Consider the following 25975-nt stretch of genomic DNA (forward strand, 5'->3'; position numbering starts at 1 on the left):
CCTGGAACGGTTAACTCCACGCTAGAGCAGTGCCCCGACAGCATCAATGACATCTGTGCGAGCACGAAGGTGTGTCGCAATCAGTTCGTTACGAAAGGATCCGCGAAAGCGCATCCTTGATGAAGAGCGAGCGCACTTCATCGATCTTCCCGACCAGTTCCGGGGCCAGTTCGCTGGCCTTCGCCCTGGATGCGGTGTCGGTCCGGCGCAGCAGCGCCGACATCGCGGACTCGATGAGCGCGACCTCCCGCTCCGCCCCCTGACGGAGCGACCTGAGGTGCCGCGGCTCGATGCCGTGGCGGTCGAGCGCGACGAGTCCGCGCAGCAGCGTGAGCACGGTCTCGGGGTAGCTCTCCTGCGCCACGATGACGCCGGTGCTGATCGCGTCGTTGAGCAGCTGAGGTCCGGCGCCCGCCGCGGCGAGCAGCTCGTCCCGGCGGTACCGCCGGGGAGCGGGGGTGATCGACGGCGGCGGCAGCAGCGATGCGGACTCGCCGCGTTCTGCGGCCTCGTCGAGCTGCTCGCGGATGACGCTCAGCGGCAGATAGTGATCGCGCTGGAGCGTGAGTCCGACGCGCAACCGCTCGATGTCGGATGCCGAGAACTTCCGGTAGCCGGACTCCGTGCGTGACGGTGTGACGATCCCCTGCACTTCGAGAAAACGGAGCTTGCTGGACGTCAGATCAGGAAAGTCCGGCGTGAGTCTCGCCAGCACCTGACCGATGCTCAGAAGCCCCGTGGACGCTGAGCGTTCACGGGCGGGGGAAGCCGCCATCAGGCGTTCGTCGCCGGTCGATCGAGCGGAGATGCGAAGAAGTTCAGACGGAACTTGCCGACGCGCAGCTCCGAGCCGTCGATCAGCACGCTGCGATCGACTCGCTCGCCGTTCGCGTAGGTGCCGTTCAGGGAACGCTGATCGATGATCTCGAACGTCGTGCCGCTTCGGGTGATCTCAGCGTGACGACGCGACACGGTCACGTCGTCGAAGAAGATGTCGGCTTCGGGGTGGCGTCCGACGGTCGTCACGTCGGTGTCGAGGAGGTAGCGGGCGCCGGCGAGTGCGCCGGAGCGGACGAGCAGCAGCGCCGATCCCGACGGCAGCGCCGCGATCGCGGACTGCTCGACGTCGGTGAGCTCCACGCCGAACGGCACGAAGGACAGGTCCGAATCGTGTCCGAACGTCTGTGTCACGTCGTGTCGTTGCTCGCCTGGACGATGAATCGCGGCGTCCCCGGCCGATCGGCCTTCGGTGTCTGTCACTTTGTCCTCCTGACTTTCCAGACTAACGGATGCGGAGGCAGTGACGGGAGGCCTGGCCTCACACTCAGAGATCGCATATGGGTTATCCGTAGGCTGAGTGCGTGCAGACCGAAGCCCGTCGCCTCCCCGTCGTCCCGATCGCCCTCGCCACGAGCCTGCTCGCGGCGTTCCTGGTGCTCTTCTCCCCATTGGCCGCGTCGGCCCACGACGGATTGATCGCGTCGTCGCCGGAGGCGGACAGCACGGTCGAGACGCTGCCGACCGAACTCACGCTCACCTTCAGCGCCGATCTCATCACGGGGGAAGGCGCGACCGAGGTCGTGGTGACCGACGCCGCCGGCAACTCGGTCATCGACGGTGCAGCCACCGTCGATGGAGGAGTGGTGACGCAGCCGCTGCTCGCCGAGGCTCCGGCCGGCGCGTATCACGTGATCTGGAAGGTCGTGTCCAGCGACGGGCACCCGACCTCCGACGAGTTCTTCTTCACCGTCAGCACCAGCACCGTCACGACGCCCACGGCCACCCCGACCGCCACGGCAGCGCCCACGACGGAGGCGAGCAGCACGCCGGCGGCGACGACCACGCCCGCACCGGAATCGGATGCCTCGTCCGGAGCATCCGGATGGATCTGGGCGCTGTCGATCGGTGGCATCGCGGTCATCGCGGCACTGATGGTCTGGTTCACCGTTCGCGCCAGGAGGAACGACACCTCGACCGATTCCGACGCCCCCTCGGAGCGATAGGCTTAACCCATGCCTCATTACGACGTCGTCATCCTCGGTGCAGGTCCTGGTGGATACGTCGCTGCGGTTCGCAGCGCGCAGCTCGGCCTGTCCACCGCAATCATCGAGGAGAAGTACTGGGGTGGTGTCTGCCTCAACGTGGGCTGCATCCCCTCCAAGGCCCTCCTGAAGAACGCGGAGCTCGCGCACACGCTGAACCACAAGGCCGACTTCTTCGGCATCTCGGGTGAGTTCACGATCGACTACGGCAAGGCGTTCGATCGCAGCCGCGTCGTGGCCGACGGCCGTGTCAAGGGCATCCACTTCCTGATGAAGAAGAACAAGGTCACCGAGTACGACGGCCGCGGCACCTTCACCGGCCCGAAGGCGATCTCGGTCGCCAAGTCCGACGGCTCGACCGAAGAGGTCACGTTCGACAACGCCATCATCGCCACCGGCTCCCGGGTGCGTCTGCTCCCGGGTGTCGAGCTCAGCGACAACGTCGTGACGTACGAAGAGCAGATCATGAGCCGTGAGCTGCCGAAGTCGATCGTGATCGTCGGCGCAGGGGCCATCGGCATGGAGTTCGCCTATGTCATGACGAACTACGGCGTCAAGGTCACCATCATCGAGTTCCTCGACCGCGCGCTCCCCAACGAGGACGCCGACGTGTCGAAGGAGATCACGAAGCAGTACAAGAACTACGGCGTCGACATCCTGACCTCCACCAAGGTGGAGACGGTCGTCGACAACGGCTCCTCGGTCACCGTCACCTACACCGGCAAGGACGGCCAGCAGAGCTCGATCGAGGCCGACAAGGTGCTCATGTCGGTCGGCTTCGCCCCGAACATCGAGGGCTTCGGTCTCGACAAGACCGGCGTGAAGCTCACCGAGCGCGGTGCGATCGACATCGACGACCACATGCGCACCAACGTCGAGGGCATCTACGCGATCGGCGATGTCACGGCCAAGCTGCAGCTCGCCCACGTCGCCGAGGCGCAGGCCGTCGTCGCAGCCGAGACCATCGGCGGTGCCGAGACCCAGACGCTGGGCGACTACCGCATGATGCCTCGTGCGACGTTCTGCTCGCCGCAGGTCGCATCGTTCGGTCTCACCGAGCAGCAGGCGAAGGACGAGGGTCGCGAGATCAAGGTCGTCTCCTTCCCGTTCATGGCGAACGGCAAGGCGCACGGTCTCGGTGAGCCCGTCGGCTTCGTCAAGCTCATCGCCGATGCGGAGCACCTCGAGCTCATCGGCGCCCACATGATCGGCCCCGACGTGTCGGAGCTGCTGCCCGAGCTGACGCTGGCCCAGAAGTGGGACCTCACGGCGCTCGAGCTGGCCCGCAACGTGCACACGCACCCGACGCTGTCGGAGGCGCTCCAGGAGGGCTTCCACGGCCTCGCCGGCCACATGATCAACTTCTGATCACCAGCTGAATCCACGAAGGCCCGGTCCCGCGCAACGCGGACCGGGCCTTCGTGCGCGTGGCACGGTCGTGATCTCACGTGCTGGCGGGCGCGCCCTCCCATCGCAGCTGGAGACGGGCAGGGAACCCCGATCGCACGGTCCACCCCTCGGGCGCCTGCGCTCGCAGTTCCGCAGCCGTGTAGGAGCGACGGATGCTCAACAGCCCGTCGATGCGGATGAAGGAGCCGGCCAGGACGTTCCGGGCGAACGGCAGTGTCCCTGCGGCGAACAGTCCGTAGGCTCCCCTGCTCCGCGCGATGTCGTGGTGCGCCACGAGCCCGGTCGCCGACACGAGTTGCCGGGTGTCGGAGAGCACCGCCGACAGCTGCTCGGCCGTGAGGTGGTGGAGCAGATGATTGGAGAGCACGACATCGAAGGTCTCCCCGGCCGCCACCAGGTCGTCGGTCGCAGCGCAGCGATAGTGCACACCGGCGCCGCTGTCGTGCGCGGCAGCCCAGCTCATCGCCCGCTCGTCGGGGTCGAGCGCGGTGATCTCGGCGGAGAGTCCATCCCGTCGCAGAAAGGCCGCCAGCGCGCGGCACAGATCGCCGCCGCCGGCACCGACGTCGAGGATGCGCACTCGTCCGGCACGCGCACGCGGGCGGATGTCACGACGGTACAGCGCGCCCGGTCGGGAGACGATCGCATTCACGACGCGGAATCGGCGGTAGGTGTGCTCCAGCATCCGCAGGTCCGCATCGGGCTCGTCCATGAGCTCGCGCAGGTCGACCGCCCTGGCGGAGAGATCGGGCAGCATGCGTCCCTACGCCTCGACCGTCAGGAGTGCGCTCTCGGCGGTGAGACCAGGACCGAACGCCATGGCTGCCACGCGGTCGCCTGGCTCAGCGCCGTGCTGGAGGATGTGCTGCAGCACGAAGAAGACCGTGGCGCTCGACATGTTGCCGTTCTCGCGGAGCACCTCGCGGGCAGGGTGCAGCTGCGCATCGCTGAGGTGCAATCGGTCCTGCACGCGGTCGAGGATGCTGCGTCCGCCGGGGTGGATCGCCCAGTGCGCCACCTGCTCCCCCACAGTGCCGGCATCGAACGCCGCCGAGAGGTCATCCTCCCGCGCGTACAGGGGGCGGATGGCACCGATGATCGTCTCGCCGATGATCTGCGGCACGGCGGTCGACAGGATCATCTCGAACCCGTGGTCGCCGATCGTCCACGCCATGTCCTTCTCCCCCTCCGGTGCGATCGCGGTGTGGAATCCGTCGAGCCGCAGCCCAGGGCCTGTTCGGGGCAGGTCGCGCGCGGACACGAGGGCAGCGGCAGCACCGTCGGCGAAGAGGGACGAGGCGACGATCGTGTCCGGGTCTTCCGAGGAGCGCAGATGCAGGGTGCACAGCTCGACGCTGACGATGAGGACCACGGCATCCTGGTCAGCTGCGCAGAACTGGCTCGCAGCGCGGAGCGCCGGCATCGAGGCGTAGCAGCCCATGAATCCGAAGTGGTAGCGCTGCGCGCTGTCTGGGATTCCGAGAGCGCGCACGATCGCATAGTCCGGCCCGGGCGCGAACGAGCCGGTGCACGAGACCGTGATCACGTGCGTGATGTCGGATGCCGTGATCTCCGGGTCCGCATCGATCACCGCGCGCGCCGCATCCACGAAGAGCCGCGAGGCATCGCGGATGAAGACCTCGTTGCGTGTCTTCGTGCTCGGCGACAGGAGCGCACCTGATCGTCGGTCGAAGAAGACCGGATCCGAGGCCTCGGAGTCGAGCGACAGCTCCTCGATCACGGTATGTCGCGTGTCGATGCCCGAGCCGTTGAACGACGCGGAGACGATGCGCTTCGCCAGCCGACCGAGATCGGGCTGCGAGCCGAAGATGTCACGGACCTTCTCCTGCCGCAGCACCGTGTGGGGAACGATCGTCTGGAGTGATCTCAGCACGGCAGGGCGACTCATGATGTCACTCAAGCACCCCTGAACCCATCGAGGGAAGGGGCTTGCGCCGTGTCGGCTTCCCATACACTCGCGGTGAGGGCGAGTCGCCCGACAGCGGCTTCGGGAGGGGCAGGATGTTCGGTTCGAAGAAGAAGAAGATCGGCCTCAACGAGCTGATGGAGCAGCTCAGGCCCGACCTGACTCGGGAATCGCTCGGCGTCGGACCCGATTTCCCTGGCGTCGCCCCGAACCCGCTCCTGAGCGGCGATGCACGCAGACGCAATGCGGAGCTGCGTGCGGGGGCACTTGCGCTCGGTGTTCTCGTCGACTGGCGGGAGGTCAGTAACGACGGCAGTCCGCGCGTCGTCCTGATGCTCGATGTGGAGACCGCCGACGGCATCGCGTTCCGCGGGATCGCCGACGAAGATCTCACGATCACCGAGCTCGTCCGGCTCGTTCCAGGACAGACGATGCCCGTGCGCTACCGGCCGGCCGTCATGGACCACTACGTCGCCCTCGCGCGGGATGCGGATCCTGCCGATGTGCAGCGGCTCTCCGACCTGATCGCGAACCGCAAGCGGGTCTGAAGCGAAGCCCGTACTCCGGTCAGACGCCCAGGGCGCGTGCGAGCTTGGAGCCGGATGCCGAGTCGCGCCCACCTGCTGCGTGCACCGCACGCTCCACCGCATCGAAGAAGGCCTGACGACCAGCGGGGTCGGCGGGAGCGGCGGGACCGAGCTCCATCTCCCACTCGCGCCATTCGCGCTGCACGTCGGCACGCAGATCCGTCGCACGGACCCGATCGTCGACGAACTCGGCCACGACTCCATCGGGGCCGGTGAGCAGGTAGGCGGTGCGATCGTTCTCGATGCGGGCGAGCGGGGTCAGCGGATCAGTCGTCCACCGCGCGATCGTGGCCGCGACGGCATCCGGAAGGCCGGCGCCCTCGCCGAGCGGCCAGCCGAGCTCGAGCCGACCGTCGCCCTCTCGGGGCCCCTTCACGTGCCAGCCCTCGTCCGGGCCGCCGGTGCGTCGTCGCAGTGCCACGCCCGAACGGGCGAGCGTTCCCCCGGCGGTGTCGAAGTACTGCGCGTCCAGCGCGCGTGCCTCACCCGTGGAGACCGACTCGACTCCGGGAACGCCATCCCACACGGGGAGCGGCGTCACATCGTCGACGTCGTACTTGCGCTCGACCTCGACCGTTCGAGAGGGTTCAGTCATCCGACGGGGAGATGTCCTCGAGGGACTCGTCGAACCAGTAATCGATCTCGGTGGGCCCGTCGGACTCACCGGTGTTCTGCTCTTCGCCGCGGCGGTGGTACACCACCTGCGTCTCGCTGTAAGGGACGATCAGCTTGTCGTCAGCGTCGCCCAGAGGGATGATCTGCCCGTCGAGCGGGCCGCCGTGAAGTCGTGCGAGTGCCATGAGCCCACCCTAGTCCTGTCCCTCCGACATGACCTGAGGGCGGTGTTCAGGCGAGCAGGATGCCGAGCGTGGCGCCGACGATCATCCACGGTCCGAACGCGATGCGGGTGGAGGCGTCTGCCCGCCGCAGGAGCATCAGGATCGCCGCATAGAGCGCTCCGAGCACGAAGGCGGATGCCGCGCCGACCGCCAGCGCCTGCCATCCGTGCCAGCCGAGGACCAGTCCGATCACGGCGGCGAGCTTCACGTCTCCCCCGCCCATCCCCGCGCGGCTGAGCAGACGCAGTCCCGCGTAGAAGCCGCCGAGGATCAGCATCCCCAGGAGCGCCCTGACGAGCGCCTGCATCTGCCCTGTCGCGATGGTATCGGCGACCACGAGCACGAGCAGTGCCGCGAGGGTCGGCAGCACGATCCGGTTCGGCAGTCGATGCGTTCGGGCGTCGATGACGAGCAGCCATCCGCCGATCCCCGACAGCACGAGATGCACGATGACGACGAGCCAGTCCCTCGGATCCATCACCGCAGGCTAGGAGGTCCGGCGGCACCTCCCGAAAGGCCTGTGGACAACGATGCCGATCGCGATGTCGGATGTACGAATTACCGTGAGCATCTCCACTTGCTTTACTAGAACATATCTTCGAGGATGGACGAATGGGGATCGGGCTCGATGCGGTGACCGCGCTCTCTCCGACAGGCGACTTCCGCGCCGGAGAGGTGCTTCGACTGCGCCGTGAGATCAGCCGGATGCAGCGGCGGCGCAGCGAGCATTCGCTCCTTCCGCTCGATCCGGCCTTCACCTCCCTGCTGCCGGAGGAGGGACTGCAGACCGGCACCGCCTACACGGTCTCCCCTTCCCCGGCCCTGGTGCTGGCGCTGCTCAGTGCCGCTTCCAAGAAGGGGCACTGGTGCGCCGTGGTCGGCATGCCGACCCTGGGTGTCGAGGCGGCGGCGGCCTTCGGCATCGACCTCTCCCGGCTGATCCTCGTTCCCGACCCTGCCGAACGCTGGCTCGCGGCGACCTCCGCCCTCGCCGAGGTCGTGCCGCTGATCGTCGTGCATCCGGGCTCTCGCGCCCGAGACGCCGACGTCTCCCGACTCAGCGCCCGCCTGCGCGACCGCGGCTGCACATTGCTGGTCGCCGAGAGCTTCACCGATGCCTGGCCGCAGAGCGAGGGGTCGATCCGTATCCATGATCCGCAGTGGCACGGTCTCGGCACCGGGTGGGGGCTGCTCTCCGACTGCACCGTCACAGTGACCGCCCGGACGCGGCACGCCCCGATGCCCTCGAGCGTGCGGGTGCAGCTGCCAGGACGCAGCGGACTCGTCGAGGCGGCCTCGTCCGATCGGGGCACCAGGGAGCGCAGTGCCGGGATCACCGCACTGCCCGCCTTCTCAGCCACCCCGCCCCCTCGCGACGATGCTGCGAGCGCCGAGCTCTCCTTCTGGGCGGAGGCAGGATGAACGACCCGCTGCGCGTCCTCGTCCTGTGGTTCCCCGACTGGCCGCTGCGCGCCGCCCTCGGTGGCGCTCCCCCGTATCCGCCGACCGCGCTGGTGCAGGCGAACACGGTCATGGCGTGCACCGCCTCTGCGCGCGCGCACGGCGTTCGCGCAGGGCAGCGCCGCCGTGTCGCACAGGGCCATCTCTCCTCGCTGCAGGTGCTCCCCCACGATCCGTCCCGCGACGAGCGCTCATTCCTGCCGGTGCTGCAGCTCATCGAGAAGCATGCGCCTGGGGCCGCGCTGCTGCGCCCTGGGCTGGCCGTGCTGCGCGCCAGGGGCATCTCCCGCTATCACGGCGGTGAGGCGGAGGCCGCAGACGCCCTCGCCGCGATCCTGACCGAAGGCGGATTCCCCGAGGTGCGCATCGGCGTCGCAGACGGCCCGTTCACGGCGGAGATCGCGGCGCGCGCTCCCCGTCCCCGCACCGTGGTGCCCGCCGGCGGCTCGAAGGAGTTCCTGGCGCCGTACCCGGTGCAGGTGCTGCGTGACGAGCAGCTCCCCGATCTCCTCGTGCGGCTCGGGGTGCGGACGCTCGGCGAGTTCACCGCGCTGCCGGCACTGGAGGTGCGAGATCGCTTCGGCGAGCGCGGAGCGCGGCTGCACGCCCTCGCGGCGGGGGCGGATTCCCAACCCGTCGTCCCTCGCCCTCCCGATCCGGAGCTGGTGCGGAACGTCGAGTTCGAGACGCCGCTGGCCGGTGCAGATCAGGTCGCCTTCGCCATCCGGCAGACAGCGGATGCCGTGCTGCTCGCGTTGGGCGAGGCATCTGTGGTCTGCACCGAGGTGAGAATCGACCTGACCGATGACAACGGCGAGGTGTACTCACGCACGTGGCTGCATCCGACCTGCTTCGACGCGAGCGATCTCGTCGACCGCGTGCGCTGGCAGCTGGAGGCTCTGGCTGCGCGGAACGCGAAGGAGCCGGTCGACGAGGCAAGAGCCTTCGGCGGCATCGCCGCAGTGCGCATCGTCCCCTCCGCGGTCGACGACGCAGCCCACCATCAGCCGGGGCTGTTCGGCTCCGGCACCGATGAGCGCCTGCACCATGCCGTCTCTCGCGTGCAGACCATGCTGGGGCATCAGGGCGTGGTCACCGCTGCGGTCTCCGGTGGCCGCTGGCTCGCCGACCGGCAGGTGCTCACCCCCTGGGGAGAGCGCACCGTCCCACCGCGGGATCCTGAGCGTCCATGGCCGGGGAGTCTGCCCGATCCTCTGCCGGCCGAGGTCTTCCGCCCGCCGCGGCGGATCGCAGTGGATGCTGCGGACGGCGCCACCATCAGCATCGACGACCGCGGGGCGCTCACCTCCGTTCCTGCGCGCATCGACGGCAGCCGGGTGCAGGGGTGGGCGGGCCCCTGGCCCATCCATGAGCATCGCTGGACGTCCGGCGGCGGCAAGCGAGGACATCGGCTGCAGATCGTCGACGACCGGGATCGCGCCTGGCTGGTCTTCTGCACCGGCGAGCGCTGGTGGGTCGAGGGGAGGTATCGCTGATGGGCTGGCACAACCCACCGCAGACCTGGCGTGAGCTCGAGCGAACCCTCACCGGAGAGGACTCCCCGAGTCCGGCCGTCGCCGAGCCTCGAGGCGCCCGTGTCGATGAGGGGCCGATCAGCCGGCGCCGGAAGCGGACACCGCCCCCGACCGTCCGCCCGGACGACGCGGTCCCCTACGCCGAGCTGCACGCGCACTCCTCGTACTCCTTCCTCGACGGTGCCTCCTCTCCGGAGGATCTGCTCTCCGAGGCGGAGCGCCTCGGGCTCACGGCGCTCGCCCTCACGGACCACGACGGCTTCTACGGCGCAGCGCGCTTCGCCGAGCTCGCCGAGCTCATGGACGCACGGGTGCAGACCGTCTACGGCGCCGAGCTGTCACTCGAGCTTCCGGCTCCGCAACGCGGCAATCCCGATCCGCTGGGCGATCATCTGCTCGTGCTCGCCGGTGGGATGGAGGGGTACCACCGTCTCTCCGGCGCGATCACGACGGCGCAGCTGCGGGGCGCCGAGAAGGGTCGCCCCGTCTACGATCTCGACGAGCTCGCGGCGAGCGCCGGCGGCCACTGGACGATCCTCACCGGCTGCCGCAAGGGCAGCGTCCGGCGCGGGCTGGAGCTCGGCGACCCCGAGACACCGCTGCGACACCTGGTCGATCTGTTCGGCGCGGATCACGTCGCGGTCGAGCTGATCGATCACGGCGACCCGCAGGACACTCGTCGCAACGACACCCTGGCCGAGCTCGCCGCACAGCTGCGCCTCCCGGTGGTGGCGACGAACAATGTGCACTACGCGACCCCCGCTCGCGCGCCCCTCGCCGAGGCAGTGGCCGCAGTGCGCGCTGTCCGCAGCATGGACGACCTCGACGGCTGGCTCCCCTCCCATGGCGGCGCGCATCTGCGCAGCGGCGCCGAGATGACCGCCCGCTTCCGGCGATACCCCGGGGCGATCTCCCATGGACTCGAGCTGGCCGCGGCATCCGCCTTCCCCCTTCGGAGAGCCCGCCCTGACCTGCCGCGGCAGGAGGTGCCGGAGGGGCACACGCCCATGAGCTGGCTGCGCACCCTCGTCTGGGACGCCGTGCCGACGAAGTACCCCCGCCTCGACGACGAGGGCCGGCATCGCATCGGGCGAGAGCTCGACGTGATCGAGGAGAAGGACTTCCCCGGGTACTTCCTCATCGTGCACGGCATCGTCGCGGAGGCTCGGCGGCGCGGCATCCTCTGCCAGGGTCGTGGGTCCGCTGCGGCGAGCGCTGTCTGCTACCTGCTGGGCATCACCGCGGTCGACCCGATCCTCTACCGACTCCCCTTCGAGCGCTTCCTCGCGACCACCCGGCAGGAGGAGCCCGACATCGACGTGGACTTCGACTCCCGACGACGCGAGGAGATCATCCAGTGGGTGTACGCGAAGTACGGGAGGCAGCGTGCGGCACAGGTCGCGAATGTCATCCAGTACCGCCCGAAGAACGCCGTGCGGGACATGGCCAGGGCGCTCGGGTACTCGCCGGGACAGCAGGATGCCTGGTCCCGCCAGGTCGACGGCTGGAGCGCCGGCCTCGAGATCGCCGACGAGCACGACATCCCCGAGAACGTGCTCGAGTATGCGGGTGAGCTGCTGAAGGCACCTCGGCATCTCGGCATCCACTCCGGGGGCATGGTGCTGACCGCGCGTCCGGTCGGCGAGGTCGTGCCGGTCGAGCACGCCCGCATGGAGGACCGCACCGTCATCCAGTGGGACAAGGACGACGCCGCCTTCATGGGCCTGGTGAAGTTCGACCTGCTGGGACTCGGGATGCTGGCAGCGCTGCAGCACTGCTTCGACATCATCCGCGACGCCACCGGCGAGGAATGGACGCTGGAGAGCATCCCCAAAGAGGAGCCGGCCGTCTTCGACATGCTCTGTCGCGCCGATTCGATCGGGGTGTTCCAGGTGGAGTCCCGCGCCCAGATCGGGCTGCTCCCCCGCCTGCAGCCACGGAGCTTCTACGACCTCACGATCCAGATCGCGCTGATCCGCCCCGGGCCCATCCAGGGTGGGGCCGTGCATCCGTTCGTACGGCGGAAGATCGCGAAGGACAAGGTCGACGAGGAGAACCTCGAGCGCGTGGCGCGCGGCGAGGAGCCGGTGGAGTTCCCCATCCCCTACCCGCACAGCGATCTGCAGGACATCCTGGAGCGCACCCTGGGGGTTCCGATCTTCCAGGAGCAGCTCATCCAGATGGCGATGGCCGTCGGCGACTGCACCGCCGACGAGGGCGACCTGCTGCGCCGCGCCATGGGATCCAAGCGCGGGCTCGAGAAGATCGAGAAGGTCAAGGCGAAGCTCTACGCGGGGATGGCGAGGCGGGGGCTCGTCGGCGACGCCGCCGACCGCATCTACGCGCAGATCCAGGCATTCGCGAACTTCGGCTTCGCAGAGTCGCACTCCCTGTCGTTCGCCCTGCTCGTCTATGCCAGCTCCTGGGTGAAGCTGCACTATCCGGCAGCCTTCCTCGCCGGACTCCTGCGTTCGCAGCCGATGGGCTTCTACTCCGGCGCGACGCTCACCGCCGACGCGAGGCGCCATGGCGTGGAGGTGCGCCGCCCTGACCTGCACGCCTCAGGGGCGACCGAGACCCTGGAGCCGCTCGACCCGGACTCCCCGTCCACCGCGCCGACCGGTATCGATGCCTGCCTCGCCGATCCCCAGCCCGCGGTGCGGCGCTTCGACCGGGATGCTCCGGACGAGTCAGCGGCACATCGCCGAGACGGGACGCATGCCGTGCGGCTCGGACTCGGCGGCATCCGCGGGATCGGTGCCCCGATGGCCGAGCGGATCGTCGCAGAGCGGGAGGCGAACGGTCTCTACCGCGACCTGCACGACCTGGTCAGACGCACGGATGCCACCGCGGCGCAGCTCGAGTCACTGGCCACCGCCGGAGCGTTCGAGTCGCTCGGGCTGGAGCGACGCGAGGCGATCTGGCTCGCCGGTGCCGCCGCCGAGGATCGAGCGCGGTTCCTCCCGGGCACCACCGTCGCCGTGCAGCCTCCGCTGTTCGCGGATCAGACCAGCTACGAGCGGCTCTCCGCCGATCTCTGGTCGACCGGGGTCTCGACCGACGATCACCCGATGACGCACTTCCGCAGCGCGCTGCAGGAACGCGGGGTGCTGACCTCCGTCGATCTGCAGGCGCACGAGTCCGGCCGGCGCATCGCGGTCGCCGGTCTCGTCACGCACCGTCAGCGACCGGCGACCGCGTCCGGCATCACCTTCGTGAACCTCGAGGATGAGAACGGACTCGTCAACATCGTCTGCTCGGCCGGAGTGTGGAACCGGTACCGCCGTATCGCCAGGGATTCTCCTGCACTCATCGTCCGCGGCATTCTGGAGCGCTCGACCGAGGGCGTCGTGAATGTGCTCGCCGATGCCTTCGAGGATCTGCGCACCGGCCTCGCGCACCGGTCGCGGGACTTCCGATGAACGGGACTTCCGACGAACGGGGCCTCCGATGAGCTCCTGGGTCCCTGAGCCTGCTGAAGGGCCCGGCACCATCACCTGACCGGGGTCACCAGAACCGTTCGGTCTCCTCAGCCTGCTGACGGTCGCTGCCGCCCCAGCGGTCGGCCTCGGCCTTGGCGGCATCCGCAGCAGCATCCGCATCCCGCAGCGCGACCTTCGCGCCCGTCGAACCAGGGCCGATCGGATCGACCGTGAGCGTCGTGCGGGCACTCTGCGCGCCGATCGTCACGGTGCAGTCGAGCACTCGCCCCAACCAGCGCGAGAACTCGCCGTAGGCATCGTCTGCTCGCCGATAGCGGATCCCCGTGTCGAGGTCGGTCAGTGACAGCAGGACCGGCTCATTGGTGAGCGGATCGGCCTGCTCGGTCACCTCGATGCGGTGCCCTCGTGCGATGGCGATCTGGGCTGCGACGACGATGGTCCTGTCCATGTCTCCACCTTAGGAAACAGCGTCCGAGAAGCCCAGGGCTCTGTCTCCCAGAAATATTTCAAGAAATCTTGTCCCCCAAATGGTGGACAAGACAAAATGCGGGTACTCTGCTAAACGTAGCGGGGGCTACCGGCTGGATACTGGGGTAATCAGCCATCGAGCGCAGCGACTATCGCCGCCTCCCCTGCCGTCCGGGATGGACGGTGGCCCTCTCGAGATCCGTTGGGGCGGAGCACTCGAGAGGGCAAACCCCGCTGTCTCCAACGGGCGATCCTTCCGGCCGTCGAGGGTCCGACTCAGCGAGAGCCGATTATCGACGCCGCCTCCGCCTGGGACTGCGCCGCCGGGCGAGCACGCCCCTCGCTCACGAGCACGGCCACCACCCCCGCGCCGCACAGGGCGAATCCGATGAGCGTCACGACCGTGAGCGGCTCGCCGAGGAGGAGGGCACCAGCGGCCGCGGTCGCCGGCGCGACCAGGAAGAGCAGCGCGTTGAGCGCCGTGATGCCGACGCGACGCAGCAGCCACCAGTAGAGGCCGTACGCCGCGAGGGTCGGGAAGACCGCGGAGAACACGACGGCGAGCCAGAACGAGACGGATGCTGGTGGCACGAGCTGGCCGGCGATCGCGGTGATCGGGATGAGCGCCAGCGCGGTCACCGAGACATGGATGGCCAGCGTCACCAGCGTGCTGGTTCGCGGTTCGGAACGGCGCTGGAGGAACGTGCCGACGATCAGGCAGACCATCGCCACGGCCGGCCAGAGATACGCCGCAGGGTGCGCGGTGGAGTCATCGAGCTGCGACCGGACGACCAGGAAGACACCTGCCGCTCCGACGACGAGTCCGGCCCACTGTGCGCCGCGAACCTTCAGTCCGAGCAGTGGCCCCACGAGCATTGCGACCACGAGCGGCTGCACCGCGTCGATCAGCGCGGTCGTGCCGGTGGCGACGCCCGATGCAACCGCGGCGTACACCGCGGTGCAGTACCCGAACTGCGCGAACAGGCCGATCAGCGCCTGCCGCCGCACGTCCGCTGCAGTGACGCCTTTCGCTGCCCGCGTGAGCGAGACGATCGCGAGCAGCACCACCGCGAGCGGCACGAACCGCCACACCAGCAGGGTCAGCGGCGCGACATCGACGGTGGCGATCGCCGGCACGAGGAATCCCGAACTCCAACTCGCCACGAAGGCCGCTGACGCGAGGACCGTCACGCCGACGCGAAGTACACCGATCTGTTTACTCATGCGTCCGACTATACAGGTTGGTATAGTCGGGTCATGGCCGTTCTCGTTCCCGAACTCGCCCCGCTCACCCCTGGCGCGACGCGCGTGCTCGATGCCGCGTCGCAGCTCTTCTACGAGCGCGGCATCCACGCCGTCGGTGTCGACACGATCGCCGAGGCGGCCGGCGTCACGAAGAAGACCCTGTACGACCGGTTCGGCTCGAAGGAAGCGCTGGTGGTGTCATACCTCCAGCACCGTGACGCGAAGTGGCGCGCGCACCTCGATGGACATCTCGCACGGGTGCCGGAGCCCGGACCCGAGCGTGTGCTCGCAGTCTTCGATGCGGCCATCACGTGGTCAGACGAGTACAGCCCGAAGGGATGCAGCGCCATCAACGCCCGCGCCGAGATCGGCGACGGACACGACGGGCATCCGGTGTTCCCCGAGGTCGCGCGCCAGAAGGCCTGGCTGCTCGATGTCTTCGCCGGGCTGTGCCGGGAGGCCGGAGCATCCGACGCGAATTCCCTGGCGCAGGCGATGATGCTTCTCTACGAAGGCGCCATCGTCACGGTCGGGATGGAGACCTTCGCCGAGCCGTTCGAGGTCGCTCGGCGGCTGGCGGGACGGATGCTGGAGCTGGAACTGCGCTGAGCCTCGGCGGAGCCAGAGGCTACCCGAAGGTGAACGAGTAGACCTCGACGCCAGGACCGACCGAGAGGTCGATCGTGCCCGACGAGGCTGCGTCCTTGACCAGCTCGTACGAGTTCGGCGTGCCCGTGACGTCGGTGGTCTGCTTCTTCCCACCGTCCACCGTGAAGGTGACCGTTCCCGCACCTGCCAGAACGATACGTGCCTCCGCAGCGTTGTAGGTCAGGCGGATCTTCGCCGCATCCGCGGTCGGTGTCGCGAACTGCGTCTCGATCGTCCAGTCCCCGTCGAGCGCGAACGTGTTCGTCGGCTGGTCCTTCGGGAAGGTGAACGTCGCCTCCCCACCGCTGTACTCCGTCTGTCCGGCGTAGTTGATCTGCTTGGTCCATCCGAAGAAGGTCTCCGGCGTCAGGTTCTCCACGTCAGGAGTGTCATCCTTCACGTCGGTGGCCGCCGGCAGCTGGACCCCCGGGTCGGCATCCTCGAGGAGTTCGCGGATGAGCTTCTCGGTTGCCGCGTAGTGTCCCTCGCCGAAGGAGATGTGTCGGACCGTCCCCTCCGCATCGATCAGGTAATGCGCGGGCCAGTAGCTGTTGCGGTAGTTCGTCCAGGTCGACAGGTTGTTGTCGAGCGCGACCGGGTAGTCGATGCCGAAGTTCTCGGCACCGGCGCGCACGTTGTCGGCGTTCTTCTCGAAGGCGTACTCGGGCGAGTGGATGCCGATGACCTGCAGACCATCGTCGCTTTAGGTCTTGTCCCACTCGACCACGTGCGGCAGGCTGCGCTGGCAGTTGATGCACGAGTAGGCCCAGAAGTCGATCAGCACGACCTTGCCGCGGAGCGATTCGAGGTCGATCCCCTGCCCGTCCGGCGTGTTCAGCCAGGACTCGATGCCACGGATGCTGGGGGCGGTTCCGCAGGACTGGAGTTCGGATGCTCCGTTCGTGCACTTGTCGAGATCCTTGTTCTCGTCCGTGACGATGCCGCCGAGCTCCACCGCGTCCTGCAGGTCGTCGCTGTCGGCGAGCTGCTCCTGCAGAGTGGAGGTGTAGTCGGGAAGCAGCCGCTGCAGCGCGGCCGGAACGTTGAACACGAGGCCCGATCGCCAGGGCGATCATCGCGACGCCCGCTGCGATCCGCAGTCCGCGCTCCTTGCCGCGGAACGCGCGGATGCGCTCCACGAGACCGCGGCCGGCGACCGCGAACACCAAGAGCGGGATCGCCACACCGATCGCGAAGGAGAGGGTGAGGGCGATGATCTCCGGGCCGATGCGCCCGGTGGACCCTGCCACGATGATCGCGGCGAGCATAGGGCCGGCGCATGGCACGAACACGGCGCCGAGTGCGAGTCCGACCGCGAAGCCGTTGCGCTGGTTCGAGACCTGCTTCTGCGGGATCCAGGAGAACGGCTTCTCGAGCAGCCGCTCGACGGCCGGGATGAGCAGGCCGACGCCGATGAGGATCAGCACCGCGATGCCGACCCAGCGGATGATGTCCTGCGGGAGTCCGAGCGCCCCGAGGATCACGGAGCCGACGAGCGTCACGAGCGTGAACGAGGTGACGAGTCCGAGGATCACCAGATAGGGGCGCCATCTGGATGCAGGCGGTGGGCCGTCTTCGCCGGTCGAGGTCCGCGCGGACTGCGCGCCACCCGTCAGGAAGATGACCGGCAGCACCGGAAGGATGCACGGCGAGATACCGGTGATCAGTCCTCCGAGAAAGCCGATGACGATGAGAGCAAGCATGGGATCCCCGTTTGGTCGATACCAGCTGTTCGTCACGATCTGCGGAACGGATTGAGTTGAAAGAGCGCAGATGCGGAGATACGTGCAGGTAGCTCGGAGTCGGAGCAGAGACAAAGCCCGCAACCCAGGAGCGCGACTCAGCGCATACCGAGAAACGCACTCGCAGCATCAGTCGATCGTCCCGCAGCGAAGCGCGGGCCGCTGCAGACGCTCACAGACCGCGAGCTCGAAGTGCGCGAGCAACCTGTCACCATCTACCCACAAGCCGAAGCGCGTGCGCGCGTGGGTCCGGTTCGGGTCGGAGGCCGTGCGCGTCAATGCGAAGCTGATCCGTTCCCCTCACTCGCCGCCGGCATCGACTGAGCGATGATCGAAGAACGGGCGGCCTGATCAGCGAGACGCGGTCGACGCGAACGCAGGTGTGCCCCCGCGCTCACGCGCGGGGGCACACCTCGATCTTCTCCTGCGTTGGGAGACCTAGCTACCGCTGCCGGAGGGCACTGCCCCTGGTTCTCCGGCTTTCTGAGCCGCTGCGCGCTTGCCTGCGCGGCTGGCACGGATCTTGTGCACGGCGGTCCAGACCGCGAAGGAGATCGCCGCCACCAATACGATCGCAGCGATCAGATACCACACAAGCAATTCTGTCCCGAACATCACTGCCTCCCAACTGGATTTATGAAACTCAACGATACGTGGTTGCCGAGGTGTTGAGGACCCGAATGCCGAAGGCCCCGTTCACGGCTTCGACCGGCCCGATCCAGGCCTTGAAGGACAGTTCAGCCCACGCAGCTGCGGTGCCGCTCTGCTTGGCGCGCTTGACGCCACCGCCGTATACCTGGCAGCTGCCGACCGAGTTGATGCAGCTCCCTCCCCGGAAGTCGCGAACCTCGGCGGCACCGCTGGCCAACCGGTAATCGATTCGGAAGTATGCCGCTGAAACGGCATCCTCGATCCTCACCTCACAGTTGAGCCGCCAGCTTCCCGACGTGGAGCAACCTCCGATCGTCGGGTTCGCCCTCGTCGTGATGCCGGATGCGTCCGGGACTTCCACGGACACAACGCTGCGCGAACCATCCGCGTAGATATTCAGCGTTCGATCGACGCCCCCGACTGTGCCCTTGATCGTTGAGATGGGCGTTGATCCAGCTGTCGACTGCGGGAGGATGCCACGCTCGATGTTAGTGATGAGCGCGTCCTGTGTCTCGACGGGAACTGCGACTCCTGTCCACCACTGACGCATGTCTGCCTCTTGCTGGGCTGTGAGCGACACCACCGGCGTCGGTTCCGCTTCAGTCGCACCAGCGACTGAGGGACTTCCCACAACCATCATCGCCGTGGCGAGGAGCCCTAGCGTGATCTTGCTGAGCTTACCTCGACGCACCCGTGTCACTGCACTCATCTTCTTTTCTCCGAACATATGTGGCCCCGATCGGAGCGAATTAGATACAGCATCGCCGCGGAGCGCAGGCGGGGCCACCTTGGACGAGAGTCAGGCGCGATCTCTGTACTCAGTGCTCGAGTCGGTGCCGGTGTCAGCGCCATGGAGCATTGCGCGCCACTGGCGGCGTGTGAAGCCGGTGGCGTTGCCGTCGATCTGGGCCACGACGAACTGTGAGGGTGCGGCCCCTGCTACCGAGGCCGCCGACATCGCGAAGCGCTCCGAGCGCACGATACGCAACTGGGTCCGGGACGGCGTGCTGAGGCCCGCCCTCCCGGGTATCTTCGACAGCCACGCCGTGCTCGCCGCCGCGAAGTTCATGAAGAACCGTCGCGGGCGGCCGACAGCGACGGAACCCCGCATCGTGCAAGCGACGCCCGGCACCTGGATCAAGCTCACCGCGTGCGGCGCCCACCTCGCCGCGCGCACATCTCAAACAGAAGACTCTCGACGGGTACGAGATCGCACTGCGCGTGCACGCTTACCCTGCGTTCGGGAACCGTCGCATCTCCACCGTGAAGGCCGCGGACATCGATGATTGGCTCGCGGCCGTCCGTGCCAAGCCGAAGGCAAACGGCGAGCAGCGCACCGAGACGAGCGTCCTCGGGACGTACAAGGTGGTGCGAAAGGTGTTCTCCTACGCCTACGCGCACCGGCTGATCCCGTTCAACCCCTGCATCGCTGTGACGAAGCCGAAGGCTGACACTGGCGAAGCGCGCTTCCTGTCGGTGGAAGAGGTGAACCGGCTCGCCGCCGAACTGACGGCCCAGCCACCGTACGATCTGTTGGTGCGCTTCGGCGCTCTGACCGGGCTGCGCATTGGCGAGGTAGCTGCGCTGCGTATCCGCGATGTCGATCTGCGCCGTGGCGAGGTGCAGGTGCGTCGGAACATGACACACACCAGCAAGGGCTACGTCCTCGGCACCCCGAAGACGGCGCGGGCGGTTCGCGACGTGCCGATCCTGGACGACGGGCTGTTCCGCGATCTCGGCGTCTATCTGCGCCAGCACCCGCACCGCGACAACCTGGAAGCCGGGCTATGGCCGGGCAAGGTGCCAGGCCACAACAAGCTCAGCTACGAACGCACCTTCGACCCCAAGGGCTTCTACCGGTACACGTTCAAACCTGCCGCCACGCGGGCTGGACTTGACGGGCTGCACTTCCACGAGCTGCGCCATACCTTCGCCACGCTGGCGCTGGAGTCCCGGGCGCTCGACATGCATGAGCTATCCCGGGCGATGGGCCACGCGAGCTACGCCATCACGGACAAGGTCTACGCCCACGTCCGGCCGCGCGACTACAGCGCGCACCGCGCGGCATTCTCTGCGCACATCTCGGCTGCGAGCGCGCCGGTCGCTCCTGTGGTCGCTATCGGCGGCTGATCCAGTCGCTAGTCTCCGATGATCTGGCGGCCGACATTCTTGAAATCGTGGTCCCAGCCCGAGCCTCGGTCACCAAGCACACCCTGCACACCAGCCATCGCGACCAAGTCCCAGTAGCGTTGCAGACTGTCTGCCATCCGCTCGTTTAGCCGTCTGTAGAACTCGTCCGAGAGCGAGTAGTCGGCGATCATCCGATGGAAAAGCGCTTCGAGTTCAGGCTCGTTCTCGAGGGCGATGCGCTCGGCCGCGTCCCAGAACACCTGCGGACTTTCCTCTCGTTGCGGATTCTCGGCTAGCGCGTCCAAGTAGTAGAAGCGGCCCTCTTGCCCGTACCGATTCAACGCCGCCACGAGCGGAAGCCAAACAGGATCGTTCTCCACTGCGGCAAGCGCCTCATCCACCCAGTAGCGGTTGGTTGCCCGTCCGACATTGTCTCTGATCGCCTCTCGTAACAGCGTCTCCATCTTGACGATGTTGTGGCGGTACTCGTTCTTGAGCACGTTCAGAGGCAACCAAGTGCGACTCTCCGCGATGTGGTTTAGGCCGAGGCCGAGCTTCAGCATCTTCTCGACGCCAATGGAGAGCATCGTCATGATTGGGTCGCGCGTCGTTTCGATGAATGCTGCGGTTCGAAGCGCCCGAACGCCGTACGCGAGCAAGTGCTTCGCAGAATCAGACTCCTGGATGAAGTTCAGGCCTTGGAGAGTCGATAGGTCGTCGTCATAGGGGTTCGGCACGGGATCATCCTGGCAGCGGCTGTGGACAACCGGAGCCCTTTTGGAGCCCTTGGCGGTTCCCGGACATGCAGAAGGCCCGGAGACTCTTGCGAGTTTCCGGGCCTTATCTGGTCGGGCTGACAGGATTTGAACCTGCGACCCCTTGACCCCCAGTCAAGTGCGCTACCAAGCTGCGCCACAGCCCGTTCCCTGCGCTTTCGCGAAGGCAACTCCACTATCTTAGCCGCACCGGACGGCGTCCGCGAAACCAGCGCGTTGCCGAGTGTCGGATGCCCGGCGTAGCGTTCCGGCATGGCGACGATCACGACAGAGGTGGCGACGACTGCCCGATGGGATGACGTGCAGCATGCACTCACCGGCGGCGGAGACGGCGCCAGCTGTCAGTGCATCTGGCCGATGCTCAGCAACAAGGACTGGAACGAGACGACCACGCCGCAGCGCACCGAGCTGTTCCGCGAGGAGATCGCCGAGGGGCCACCGCCCGGCATCATCGCGTACGTCGACGGCGACGCCGCAGGCTGGATCCGCATCGGCCCCCGCACGAAGCAGGCGCGCCTCCCCCGCACGCGCATCATCGCGGCGGCCACCACCGAACCCCTCGACGACGAGTCGGTCTGGGCCGTGACCTGCTTCGTGGTGCGCAGGGAGCACCGCGGCGCAGGGCTGAACCATGCGCTGCTCGACGCTGCCATCGACTATGCCCGGTCGTCCGGCGCGCGGCTGATCGAGGGCTATCCGGTCGACACCGGCGGCGAGAAGCAGCGGACGAACGAACTCTTCCACGGCACCCTGGGCACGTTCCTGGCGGCGGGCTTCGAGTCGCAGGCGCAGATGAAGCCGGGGCGCACACTCGTGGCGCTGGCACTCGGCAACTAGCGTGGAGACATGACCGACGAGCATCCGACCATCGACGACGCCCAGCTGGGCACCCTCACCCGCGCCATGACTGAGCTGACCGACGGCGAGATCTTGACGCACGACTGGTTCGTGGGCACACTCGCCACCGGCGGCGGCGAGCTGGAACTCATGCTCGAGGGCACGACGGTCGACGAGGTCGCACCAATGCTCCCCCGCCTGCGCGCGGTCGTCGACGACCTCGGCTCGCTCCGCCGCAGGGCCTCGGATGCGGTCGTGACCAGGTTCAGCCAGGGCGATCCCGAACCGCACGAGCTCGTCGAGGCGGCATCCGACCTCACCCTCGACACGATCGAGGCATCCGCAGACGGAACGATCGTGCTGCACTTCTCCGACGACTGCGGCGATCACTTCCCCGAAGGATATTGGCCGGCCGTGCACCTCTCGCCGGACGGCGCCGTCATCGACGTGACCGTCGAATCCTGACGGCGAAGCTGAAGCGCCCGGCACGACCGTACGATGAGAGGATGCAACGCCGCGCCCCGATGACTCCCCTGGTGTGGTGGTTCGCCCCCTTCATCGCGGTCTCAGCGGTGCACGTGGTTCTGCTCGGGGTCGGCAGCGAACTCGCAGGGCCGACGAAGATCGCCCTGATGCCACTGCTCGCACTCCCGGTCGCCGCAGTCGCTCGACGTCTTCGGCCGCGCGCCGCCGCCGTCCTGCTGTTCGTGGCGCTGCTCTTCTCCTGGCTCGGCGACAGTGCGGGCGCGTTCTTCCCGAGCGCGCCGGAGCTTCCGCTCATGCTCGGCTTCTTCGGCCTCGCCCACATCGCCTACATCGTGCTGTTCGCCCGGCACCTTGCCCGCCGCCGAATGCCGCGGTGGGCGCTGGTCTACGCCGCGTGGTGGATCGCGATGCTGATCACCCTCGGACCGCACACCGGAGGACTCTTCATCGCGGTCGCCGTCTACGGGATGGTGCTCGCCGGCACGGCGGCGTTCGCGGCACGCTGCCACCCGGTGATCGCAGTCGGCGGGGCGTTCTTCCTCGCGAGCGACACGATCCTCGCGCTGCGCCTCTTCCTGCCAGGCGGCCTGCCAGGCTGGAGCGACCCGGCGATCATGTTCACGTACACGCTCGGGCAGGGCCTGATCGTCGCCGGAGCACTGCTCGCGCTGCACGCGAGGAGCACAGATGCCTGAATCCGTGCGGGTCGACAGCTGGCTCTGGGCGATTCGCATCTACAAGACGCGGTCTGCCGCGACGACCGCATGCCGTGCAGGGCATGTACGCCTGAACGGCGAAAAGGTGAAGGCAGCCCAGGCCGTTCGCATCGGCGACGAGCTGCGAATCCGGATCGCCGGATTCGACCGCATCCTGTTCGTCCGCCAGCTGCTCGTGAAGCGCGTCGGCGCCCCCATCGCCGCGGCGGCATACGAGGATCGGACGCCGGAGCGCGAGCCGCAAGCCGCCCTCGGCCTGCGCGATCGAGGCGCCGGGCGTCCGACGAAGCGCGAACGGCGGGACATCGACCGCCTCCGCGGACGCGACGAGCATGACGGCGAGTTCTCCACAGACTGAACTCCGAATGTCGTACATATGTTCTACACTCTGACTATGCCCGACACCGCAGATCTCGCCCTCGATCTCGAGGAGCGCCGCCGCCTCCTCGACGAGTGGGTGCAGACGCGAGCCGAGATCGCTCGGCTCGAGGCACGCGCATCGGCGCTCATCTCGGAGCGCATCACCGTCCACGATGCCGATGTGGCTGCGAACCCGTTCCAACGCGACTCGATCTACCGATCGATGATCGCCGAGTACTCCGCTGCAGGACGCCTTCCCATGGGCTCGGTGGAGTTCGCCTTCGCGGACGCTCTCGCGATCGGCTCCTCGTTCACTGCCGTGCGTGCGGCATTCGAAGCGGGCGCGATCACCGCGGCGCATGTCCGAGAGATCTGCCGTGCAGGGGCGGTCGTGTCCGAAGCGGTGCGGAATCAGAAGACGGATGCCGAGACGCTCCGACTCTACGAGACGGCGGCGCTCGTGGTCGCTGAACACGACACCGCAGCGCGCACGCGAGTCCAAGCCCGCCAGATCGCCGCCGCATTGGTCGGCGAGACGATCCGGGAACGGCATGAACGGGCTGCGGAGGAGCGCTGCGTGACCGTTCGATCCCTCGATGACGGGCTGGCCCTGCTCACGGCGGTGCTCCCGGAGCATCTCGCGGTGGCGATCCGAGATCGGCTCACGCAGATGTCTCGCCACATCCTGCGCACGCGCGACGACCGCGAGCCGGTGCTCCCGTCCGAACCGCTCGACGATGGCCCTGATCCGATCTTCCCGTTCGACATCTCGCCCGAGGGTCCAGACGAACTCGTCGACGACTCCGTGATCTTCGGGAGCTCGGTCATCTTCGGCGACTCCGACACGTTCACGACCGACCCACTTCGCGGACTCATCGATCCGCTCACCGATCCGCTGCACTCCCCCGACGTCGTGCACGTTCCGGCCGATCGGCGCACCGCCGACCAGATCCGCGCAGACCTCTTGGTCGACCTGCTGCTCGCATCCGACCCGAGCGAGGCACACGGATCGGGGCTCGACGGCATCGAGGCGCGGATCCAGGTGACGGTTTCCGCCACGACACTCGCAGGAGTCGACGATCGACCGGCGGAGTTCGACGGTCACGGCCCGCTGCACCCCGACATCGCGCGGAGCTTGGCCGGACGCAACAGCGGATGGAGCCGCCTCTTCCTCGACTCGTCCGGCATGGTCATCGAAACCGACACATACACACCGACCGAGGGCATGCGTCGGCATCTTCGCGCCCGAGATCAGCACTGCCGCTTCCCCGGGTGCCGCATGCCCGTGCATCGCTGCGACATCGATCACAATCATGACCATGCGAAGGGCGGCCGCACCCGCCTCGACAACCTCAGTCACTTCTGTCGCGGCCATCACACGCTGAAGCATCCCGACATCGACGACCGACATCGGTGGACTGCGCATGCGCTGCCCGGCGGTGAGATCGAATGGATCAGTCCGCTCGGTCGCTCGTACCGGGATCACCCGTCACGACGCGTGATGTTCGTCTGAGGGGCTGGGACCGTCTCAGTGAGCTCAGCCGTCGATGAGACCGCGGAGCCAACCTACGGAGGCGACGTTCGCGCCGACACCCTCGACTCGCGCGCGGAGCTCACGGTCGCTCGTGACGACGAAGACCTTCTGTCCGTCCGTCACCCGGCGGGCGGCGTCTTCCACGATGGCGTCATCGCCGGAGGCCGGGGCTCGCACCACTGCCACGGCGGCAGTCGGGATGGTCAGGGTGCCGGTCGTCGGCGCGTGGGCCGCGGAATGGGCAACGTCAGCAGCCGCAACGCCATAAGCCGCATCGTCAGGAGCCGCAACGTCAGCAGCCGCAACGGCATCAGCAGCTGCGGCGGCCAGCACGGCCGAGCCCGCACCGGCATCCGTGACATCTGCGATCGCAGCCTCCGCTGCGACGGCGACGGCGACGGCGACGCCGTCATCCGCGTCGTCCAGCGAGCGAGCTTTGCCCTCAACGACAAGCGAGACCTCGGGGAACCAGCGAGTCCCGCCAAGGCCGAGATCCTCGGCAGGCACGGCGAGGTCGGCGAGGTCCGAGCGCAGCCTCGCAGCGGCACCGGCGCGGTCCTTCCACCAGCCGTCCGGCACGGAGCCCACGACGTTCGCGGCATCGACGACCACCGAGGGACGCACCGACAGCAGCTCTCGCAGCGCTGGCCAGGACGCCCCGAACCCGGGGTGCAGCGGTCGGTCGGCGACTTCCTCGATCGGCACCCATTCCAGGGCGACGCTCTCGGGGTCACTGATCACGGGCTCGAACGGCTCATGCACATCGGCGATGACCGTCGTGTACGACCAGATCCCGAGGTCGAGCACGCTGGTGAATCGGGCGCGGGCGGCGCCGTCCGGAACGCCCGCTTCCTCCTGCGCCTCGCGCAGCGCACCGACGATCGCGCTCTCGCCCTCGTGCAGTGCTCCCCCGGGAAGGCCCCAGGTGCCGCCGAAATGGCTCCACGCGACTCGGTGCTGCAGCAGCACGCCACGATTCGGGTCGACCGCGAGCAGACCGGCCGCGCCGAAGCGACCCCAGTACTTCTCGCCGGTCGGGGCGACCACCCAGGCGTCCCCTGGGTTGCGCGGCCCCACGGGGCGACGCGGCTCACCGGGGGCTGGAGGAACGATCGTCACCCCTTCAGCCTTTCACAGC

Annotated in this window: 26 protein-coding genes, 1 tRNA gene and 2 pseudogenes; 13 read left to right on the top strand and 16 right to left on the bottom strand. The window is 67.8% G+C overall.

The window, feature by feature from the left end; translation table 11 throughout:
* Positions 1 to 88: 88 nt before the first annotated feature.
* Positions 89 to 775, bottom strand: coding sequence for a transcriptional regulator FtsR (gene ftsR, locus V7Z82_RS13415; protein WP_334152039.1), 687 nt, complete (start codon positions 773 to 775; stop codon positions 89 to 91).
* Positions 775 to 1260, bottom strand: a complete 486-nt coding sequence (locus V7Z82_RS13420; RefSeq protein WP_442927635.1) for an FHA domain-containing protein — start codon at positions 1258 to 1260, stop codon at positions 775 to 777. Before V7Z82_RS13420 ends, ftsR begins: the two co-directional genes overlap by 1 nt.
* Before the next feature lie 101 nt (positions 1261 to 1361).
* Between V7Z82_RS13420 and V7Z82_RS13425 the strand changes: the two genes are divergently transcribed.
* Both V7Z82_RS13425 and lpdA read left to right on the top strand, forming a co-directional pair.
* Positions 1362 to 2003 carry a copper resistance CopC family protein gene (locus V7Z82_RS13425; RefSeq protein ID WP_334152040.1) on the top strand — a complete coding sequence of 214 codons (642 nt, stop codon included), beginning with the start codon at positions 1362 to 1364 and terminating at the stop codon, positions 2001 to 2003.
* A gap of 9 nt (positions 2004 to 2012) precedes the next feature.
* On the top strand, positions 2013 to 3410 hold the full coding sequence (gene lpdA, locus V7Z82_RS13430) for a dihydrolipoyl dehydrogenase (protein ID WP_334152041.1): 1398 nt from the start codon (positions 2013 to 2015) through the stop codon (positions 3408 to 3410).
* A gap of 76 nt (positions 3411 to 3486) precedes the next feature.
* Here the strand turns inward: lpdA and V7Z82_RS13435 are convergent, their stop codons facing one another.
* Together V7Z82_RS13435 and V7Z82_RS13440 are read right to left on the bottom strand one after the other, a co-directional pair.
* The gene (locus V7Z82_RS13435) at positions 3487 to 4209 is read right to left on the bottom strand and encodes a methyltransferase domain-containing protein (RefSeq protein ID WP_334152042.1); all 723 of its coding nucleotides are present in this window, start codon (positions 4207 to 4209) and stop codon (positions 3487 to 3489) included.
* Positions 4210 to 4215: 6 nt separating this feature from the next.
* Entirely contained in the window at positions 4216 to 5361 is a 1146-nt protein-coding gene (locus tag V7Z82_RS13440) for a type III polyketide synthase (RefSeq protein WP_334152043.1), read from the bottom strand.
* A gap of 113 nt (positions 5362 to 5474) precedes the next feature.
* Here V7Z82_RS13440 and V7Z82_RS13445 point away from each other — a divergent pair, with 113 nt between their 5' ends.
* A complete protein-coding gene (locus V7Z82_RS13445) occupies positions 5475 to 5927 on the top strand; it encodes a hypothetical protein (protein ID WP_334152044.1) in 453 nt (150 codons plus the stop codon).
* Positions 5928 to 5946: 19 nt separating this feature from the next.
* On the opposite strand, the gene V7Z82_RS13450 is transcribed toward V7Z82_RS13445, so the two are convergent.
* The 3 genes from V7Z82_RS13450 to V7Z82_RS13460 are packed head-to-tail and all read right to left on the bottom strand — an operon-like array spanning position 5947 to position 7283.
* Positions 5947 to 6561, bottom strand: a complete 615-nt coding sequence (locus tag V7Z82_RS13450) for a CYTH domain-containing protein (protein ID WP_334152045.1) — start codon at positions 6559 to 6561, stop codon at positions 5947 to 5949.
* Positions 6554 to 6766, bottom strand: a complete 213-nt coding sequence (locus V7Z82_RS13455; protein ID WP_334152046.1) for a response regulator — start codon at positions 6764 to 6766, stop codon at positions 6554 to 6556. The genes V7Z82_RS13450 and V7Z82_RS13455 overlap by 8 nt, the downstream gene beginning before the upstream one ends.
* A 46-nt stretch (positions 6767 to 6812) precedes the next feature.
* Entirely contained in the window at positions 6813 to 7283 is a 471-nt protein-coding gene (locus tag V7Z82_RS13460) for an A24 family peptidase (RefSeq protein WP_334152047.1), read from the bottom strand.
* A 134-nt stretch (positions 7284 to 7417) separates the two neighbouring features.
* On the opposite strand from V7Z82_RS13460, the gene V7Z82_RS13465 reads away from it, so the two are divergent.
* The 3 genes from V7Z82_RS13465 to V7Z82_RS13475 are packed head-to-tail and all read left to right on the top strand — an operon-like array spanning position 7418 to position 13223.
* Positions 7418 to 8227 (top strand): hypothetical protein, encoded by an 810-nt coding sequence (locus V7Z82_RS13465; RefSeq protein WP_334152048.1) that lies wholly within the window; start codon positions 7418 to 7420, stop codon positions 8225 to 8227.
* A complete protein-coding gene (locus tag V7Z82_RS13470; protein WP_334152049.1) occupies positions 8224 to 9762 on the top strand; it encodes a DNA polymerase Y family protein in 1539 nt (512 codons plus the stop codon). Before V7Z82_RS13465 ends, V7Z82_RS13470 begins: the two co-directional genes overlap by 4 nt.
* Positions 9762 to 13223, top strand: coding sequence for an error-prone DNA polymerase (locus V7Z82_RS13475; RefSeq protein ID WP_334152050.1), 3462 nt, complete (start codon positions 9762 to 9764; stop codon positions 13221 to 13223). The genes V7Z82_RS13470 and V7Z82_RS13475 overlap by 1 nt, the downstream gene beginning before the upstream one ends.
* Positions 13224 to 13308: 85 nt before the next feature.
* Here V7Z82_RS13475 and V7Z82_RS13480 read toward each other — a convergent pair whose 3' ends face one another.
* Complete coding sequence (locus V7Z82_RS13480) at positions 13309 to 13692, bottom strand: hypothetical protein (protein WP_334152051.1); 384 nt, start codon at positions 13690 to 13692, stop codon at positions 13309 to 13311.
* 296 nt (positions 13693 to 13988) lie between these two features.
* The gene (locus V7Z82_RS13485; protein ID WP_334152052.1) at positions 13989 to 14936 is read right to left on the bottom strand and encodes a DMT family transporter; all 948 of its coding nucleotides are present in this window, start codon (positions 14934 to 14936) and stop codon (positions 13989 to 13991) included.
* A 33-nt stretch (positions 14937 to 14969) separates the two neighbouring features.
* Between V7Z82_RS13485 and V7Z82_RS13490 the strand changes: the two genes are divergently transcribed.
* Positions 14970 to 15566 (top strand): TetR/AcrR family transcriptional regulator, encoded by a 597-nt coding sequence (locus tag V7Z82_RS13490; protein WP_334152053.1) that lies wholly within the window; start codon positions 14970 to 14972, stop codon positions 15564 to 15566.
* A gap of 19 nt (positions 15567 to 15585) precedes the next feature.
* Here V7Z82_RS13490 and V7Z82_RS13495 read toward each other — a convergent pair whose 3' ends face one another.
* The 4 genes and pseudogenes from V7Z82_RS13495 to V7Z82_RS13510 form a co-directional block, all read right to left on the bottom strand.
* Positions 15586 to 16239: a hypothetical protein gene (locus tag V7Z82_RS13495; protein WP_334152054.1), complete on the bottom strand. Its 654-nt coding sequence runs from the start codon at positions 16237 to 16239 to the stop codon at positions 15586 to 15588.
* Positions 16240 to 16308: 69 nt separating this feature from the next.
* Positions 16309 to 16656, bottom strand: coding sequence for a hypothetical protein (locus V7Z82_RS13500; protein ID WP_334152055.1), 348 nt, complete (start codon positions 16654 to 16656; stop codon positions 16309 to 16311).
* 67 nt (positions 16657 to 16723) lie between these two features.
* Positions 16724 to 17308 (bottom strand): annotated as a pseudogene (locus V7Z82_RS13505) (cytochrome c biogenesis CcdA family protein); the annotation flags it as partial.
* Between the two features lie 682 nt (positions 17309 to 17990).
* Positions 17991 to 18725, bottom strand: coding sequence for a hypothetical protein (locus V7Z82_RS13510; RefSeq protein WP_334152056.1), 735 nt, complete (start codon positions 18723 to 18725; stop codon positions 17991 to 17993).
* 536 nt (positions 18726 to 19261) lie between these two features.
* Between V7Z82_RS13510 and V7Z82_RS13520 the strand changes: the two genes are divergently transcribed.
* On the top strand, positions 19262 to 20128 hold the full coding sequence (locus V7Z82_RS13520) for a tyrosine-type recombinase/integrase (RefSeq protein ID WP_442927636.1): 867 nt from the start codon (positions 19262 to 19264) through the stop codon (positions 20126 to 20128).
* Positions 20129 to 20136: 8 nt separating this feature from the next.
* On the opposite strand, the gene V7Z82_RS13525 is transcribed toward V7Z82_RS13520, so the two are convergent.
* Both V7Z82_RS13525 and V7Z82_RS13530 read right to left on the bottom strand, forming a co-directional pair.
* On the bottom strand, positions 20137 to 20865 hold the full coding sequence (locus V7Z82_RS13525; protein WP_334152057.1) for a hypothetical protein: 729 nt from the start codon (positions 20863 to 20865) through the stop codon (positions 20137 to 20139).
* A gap of 108 nt (positions 20866 to 20973) precedes the next feature.
* Positions 20974 to 21050, bottom strand: a tRNA-Pro gene (locus V7Z82_RS13530).
* Positions 21051 to 21156: 106 nt separating this feature from the next.
* On the opposite strand from V7Z82_RS13530, the gene V7Z82_RS13535 reads away from it, so the two are divergent.
* From V7Z82_RS13535 to V7Z82_RS13555, 5 genes are read left to right on the top strand one after another with little or no spacing between them, the layout of a single operon-like run.
* Positions 21157 to 21741 (top strand): GNAT family N-acetyltransferase, encoded by a 585-nt coding sequence (locus V7Z82_RS13535; RefSeq protein WP_334152058.1) that lies wholly within the window; start codon positions 21157 to 21159, stop codon positions 21739 to 21741.
* Positions 21742 to 21750: 9 nt separating this feature from the next.
* A complete protein-coding gene (locus V7Z82_RS13540) occupies positions 21751 to 22206 on the top strand; it encodes a hypothetical protein (protein WP_334152059.1) in 456 nt (151 codons plus the stop codon).
* A 41-nt stretch (positions 22207 to 22247) separates the two neighbouring features.
* Positions 22248 to 22922, top strand: a complete 675-nt coding sequence (locus V7Z82_RS13545) for a lysoplasmalogenase (protein WP_334152060.1) — start codon at positions 22248 to 22250, stop codon at positions 22920 to 22922.
* Complete coding sequence (locus V7Z82_RS13550; protein ID WP_334152061.1) at positions 22915 to 23301, top strand: RNA-binding S4 domain-containing protein; 387 nt, start codon at positions 22915 to 22917, stop codon at positions 23299 to 23301. Before V7Z82_RS13545 ends, V7Z82_RS13550 begins: the two co-directional genes overlap by 8 nt.
* 36 nt (positions 23302 to 23337) lie before the next feature.
* Positions 23338 to 24816, top strand: a complete 1479-nt coding sequence (locus V7Z82_RS13555; protein WP_334152062.1) for an HNH endonuclease signature motif containing protein — start codon at positions 23338 to 23340, stop codon at positions 24814 to 24816.
* A 432-nt stretch (positions 24817 to 25248) separates the two neighbouring features.
* Here the strand turns inward: V7Z82_RS13555 and V7Z82_RS13560 are convergent.
* Positions 25249 to 25956, bottom strand: a pseudogene (locus V7Z82_RS13560) (NUDIX domain-containing protein); the annotation flags it as partial.
* Positions 25957 to 25975 lie beyond the last annotated feature (19 nt).

Origin of the sequence: Microbacterium sp., assembly GCF_036823965.1 — a bacterium.
Lineage (GTDB): Bacteria > Actinomycetota > Actinomycetes > Actinomycetales > Microbacteriaceae > Microbacterium.

Coding starts and splice junctions, on each gene's coding strand:
- ftsR (WP_334152039.1), bottom strand. CDS start 775: ATGGCGGCTTCCCCCGCCCGTGAACGCTCAGCGTCCACGGGGCTTCTG.
- lpdA (WP_334152041.1), top strand. CDS start 2,013: ATGCCTCATTACGACGTCGTCATCCTCGGTGCAGGTCCTGGTGGATAC.
- V7Z82_RS13435 (WP_334152042.1), bottom strand. CDS start 4,209: ATGCTGCCCGATCTCTCCGCCAGGGCGGTCGACCTGCGCGAGCTCATG.
- V7Z82_RS13440 (WP_334152043.1), bottom strand. CDS start 5,361: ATGAGTCGCCCTGCCGTGCTGAGATCACTCCAGACGATCGTTCCCCAC.
- V7Z82_RS13445 (WP_334152044.1), top strand. CDS start 5,475: ATGTTCGGTTCGAAGAAGAAGAAGATCGGCCTCAACGAGCTGATGGAG.
- V7Z82_RS13450 (WP_334152045.1), bottom strand. CDS start 6,561: ATGACTGAACCCTCTCGAACGGTCGAGGTCGAGCGCAAGTACGACGTC.
- V7Z82_RS13455 (WP_334152046.1), bottom strand. CDS start 6,766: ATGGCACTCGCACGACTTCACGGCGGCCCGCTCGACGGGCAGATCATC.
- V7Z82_RS13460 (WP_334152047.1), bottom strand. CDS start 7,283: ATGGATCCGAGGGACTGGCTCGTCGTCATCGTGCATCTCGTGCTGTCG.
- V7Z82_RS13465 (WP_334152048.1), top strand. CDS start 7,418: ATGGGGATCGGGCTCGATGCGGTGACCGCGCTCTCTCCGACAGGCGAC.
- V7Z82_RS13470 (WP_334152049.1), top strand. CDS start 8,224: ATGAACGACCCGCTGCGCGTCCTCGTCCTGTGGTTCCCCGACTGGCCG.
- V7Z82_RS13475 (WP_334152050.1), top strand. CDS start 9,762: ATGGGCTGGCACAACCCACCGCAGACCTGGCGTGAGCTCGAGCGAACC.
- V7Z82_RS13480 (WP_334152051.1), bottom strand. CDS start 13,692: ATGGACAGGACCATCGTCGTCGCAGCCCAGATCGCCATCGCACGAGGG.
- V7Z82_RS13485 (WP_334152052.1), bottom strand. CDS start 14,936: ATGAGTAAACAGATCGGTGTACTTCGCGTCGGCGTGACGGTCCTCGCG.
- V7Z82_RS13490 (WP_334152053.1), top strand. CDS start 14,970: ATGGCCGTTCTCGTTCCCGAACTCGCCCCGCTCACCCCTGGCGCGACG.
- V7Z82_RS13510 (WP_334152056.1), bottom strand. CDS start 18,725: ATGTTCGGAGAAAAGAAGATGAGTGCAGTGACACGGGTGCGTCGAGGT.
- V7Z82_RS13535 (WP_334152058.1), top strand. CDS start 21,157: ATGGCGACGATCACGACAGAGGTGGCGACGACTGCCCGATGGGATGAC.
- V7Z82_RS13540 (WP_334152059.1), top strand. CDS start 21,751: ATGACCGACGAGCATCCGACCATCGACGACGCCCAGCTGGGCACCCTC.
- V7Z82_RS13545 (WP_334152060.1), top strand. CDS start 22,248: ATGCAACGCCGCGCCCCGATGACTCCCCTGGTGTGGTGGTTCGCCCCC.
- V7Z82_RS13550 (WP_334152061.1), top strand. CDS start 22,915: ATGCCTGAATCCGTGCGGGTCGACAGCTGGCTCTGGGCGATTCGCATC.
- V7Z82_RS13555 (WP_334152062.1), top strand. CDS start 23,338: ATGCCCGACACCGCAGATCTCGCCCTCGATCTCGAGGAGCGCCGCCGC.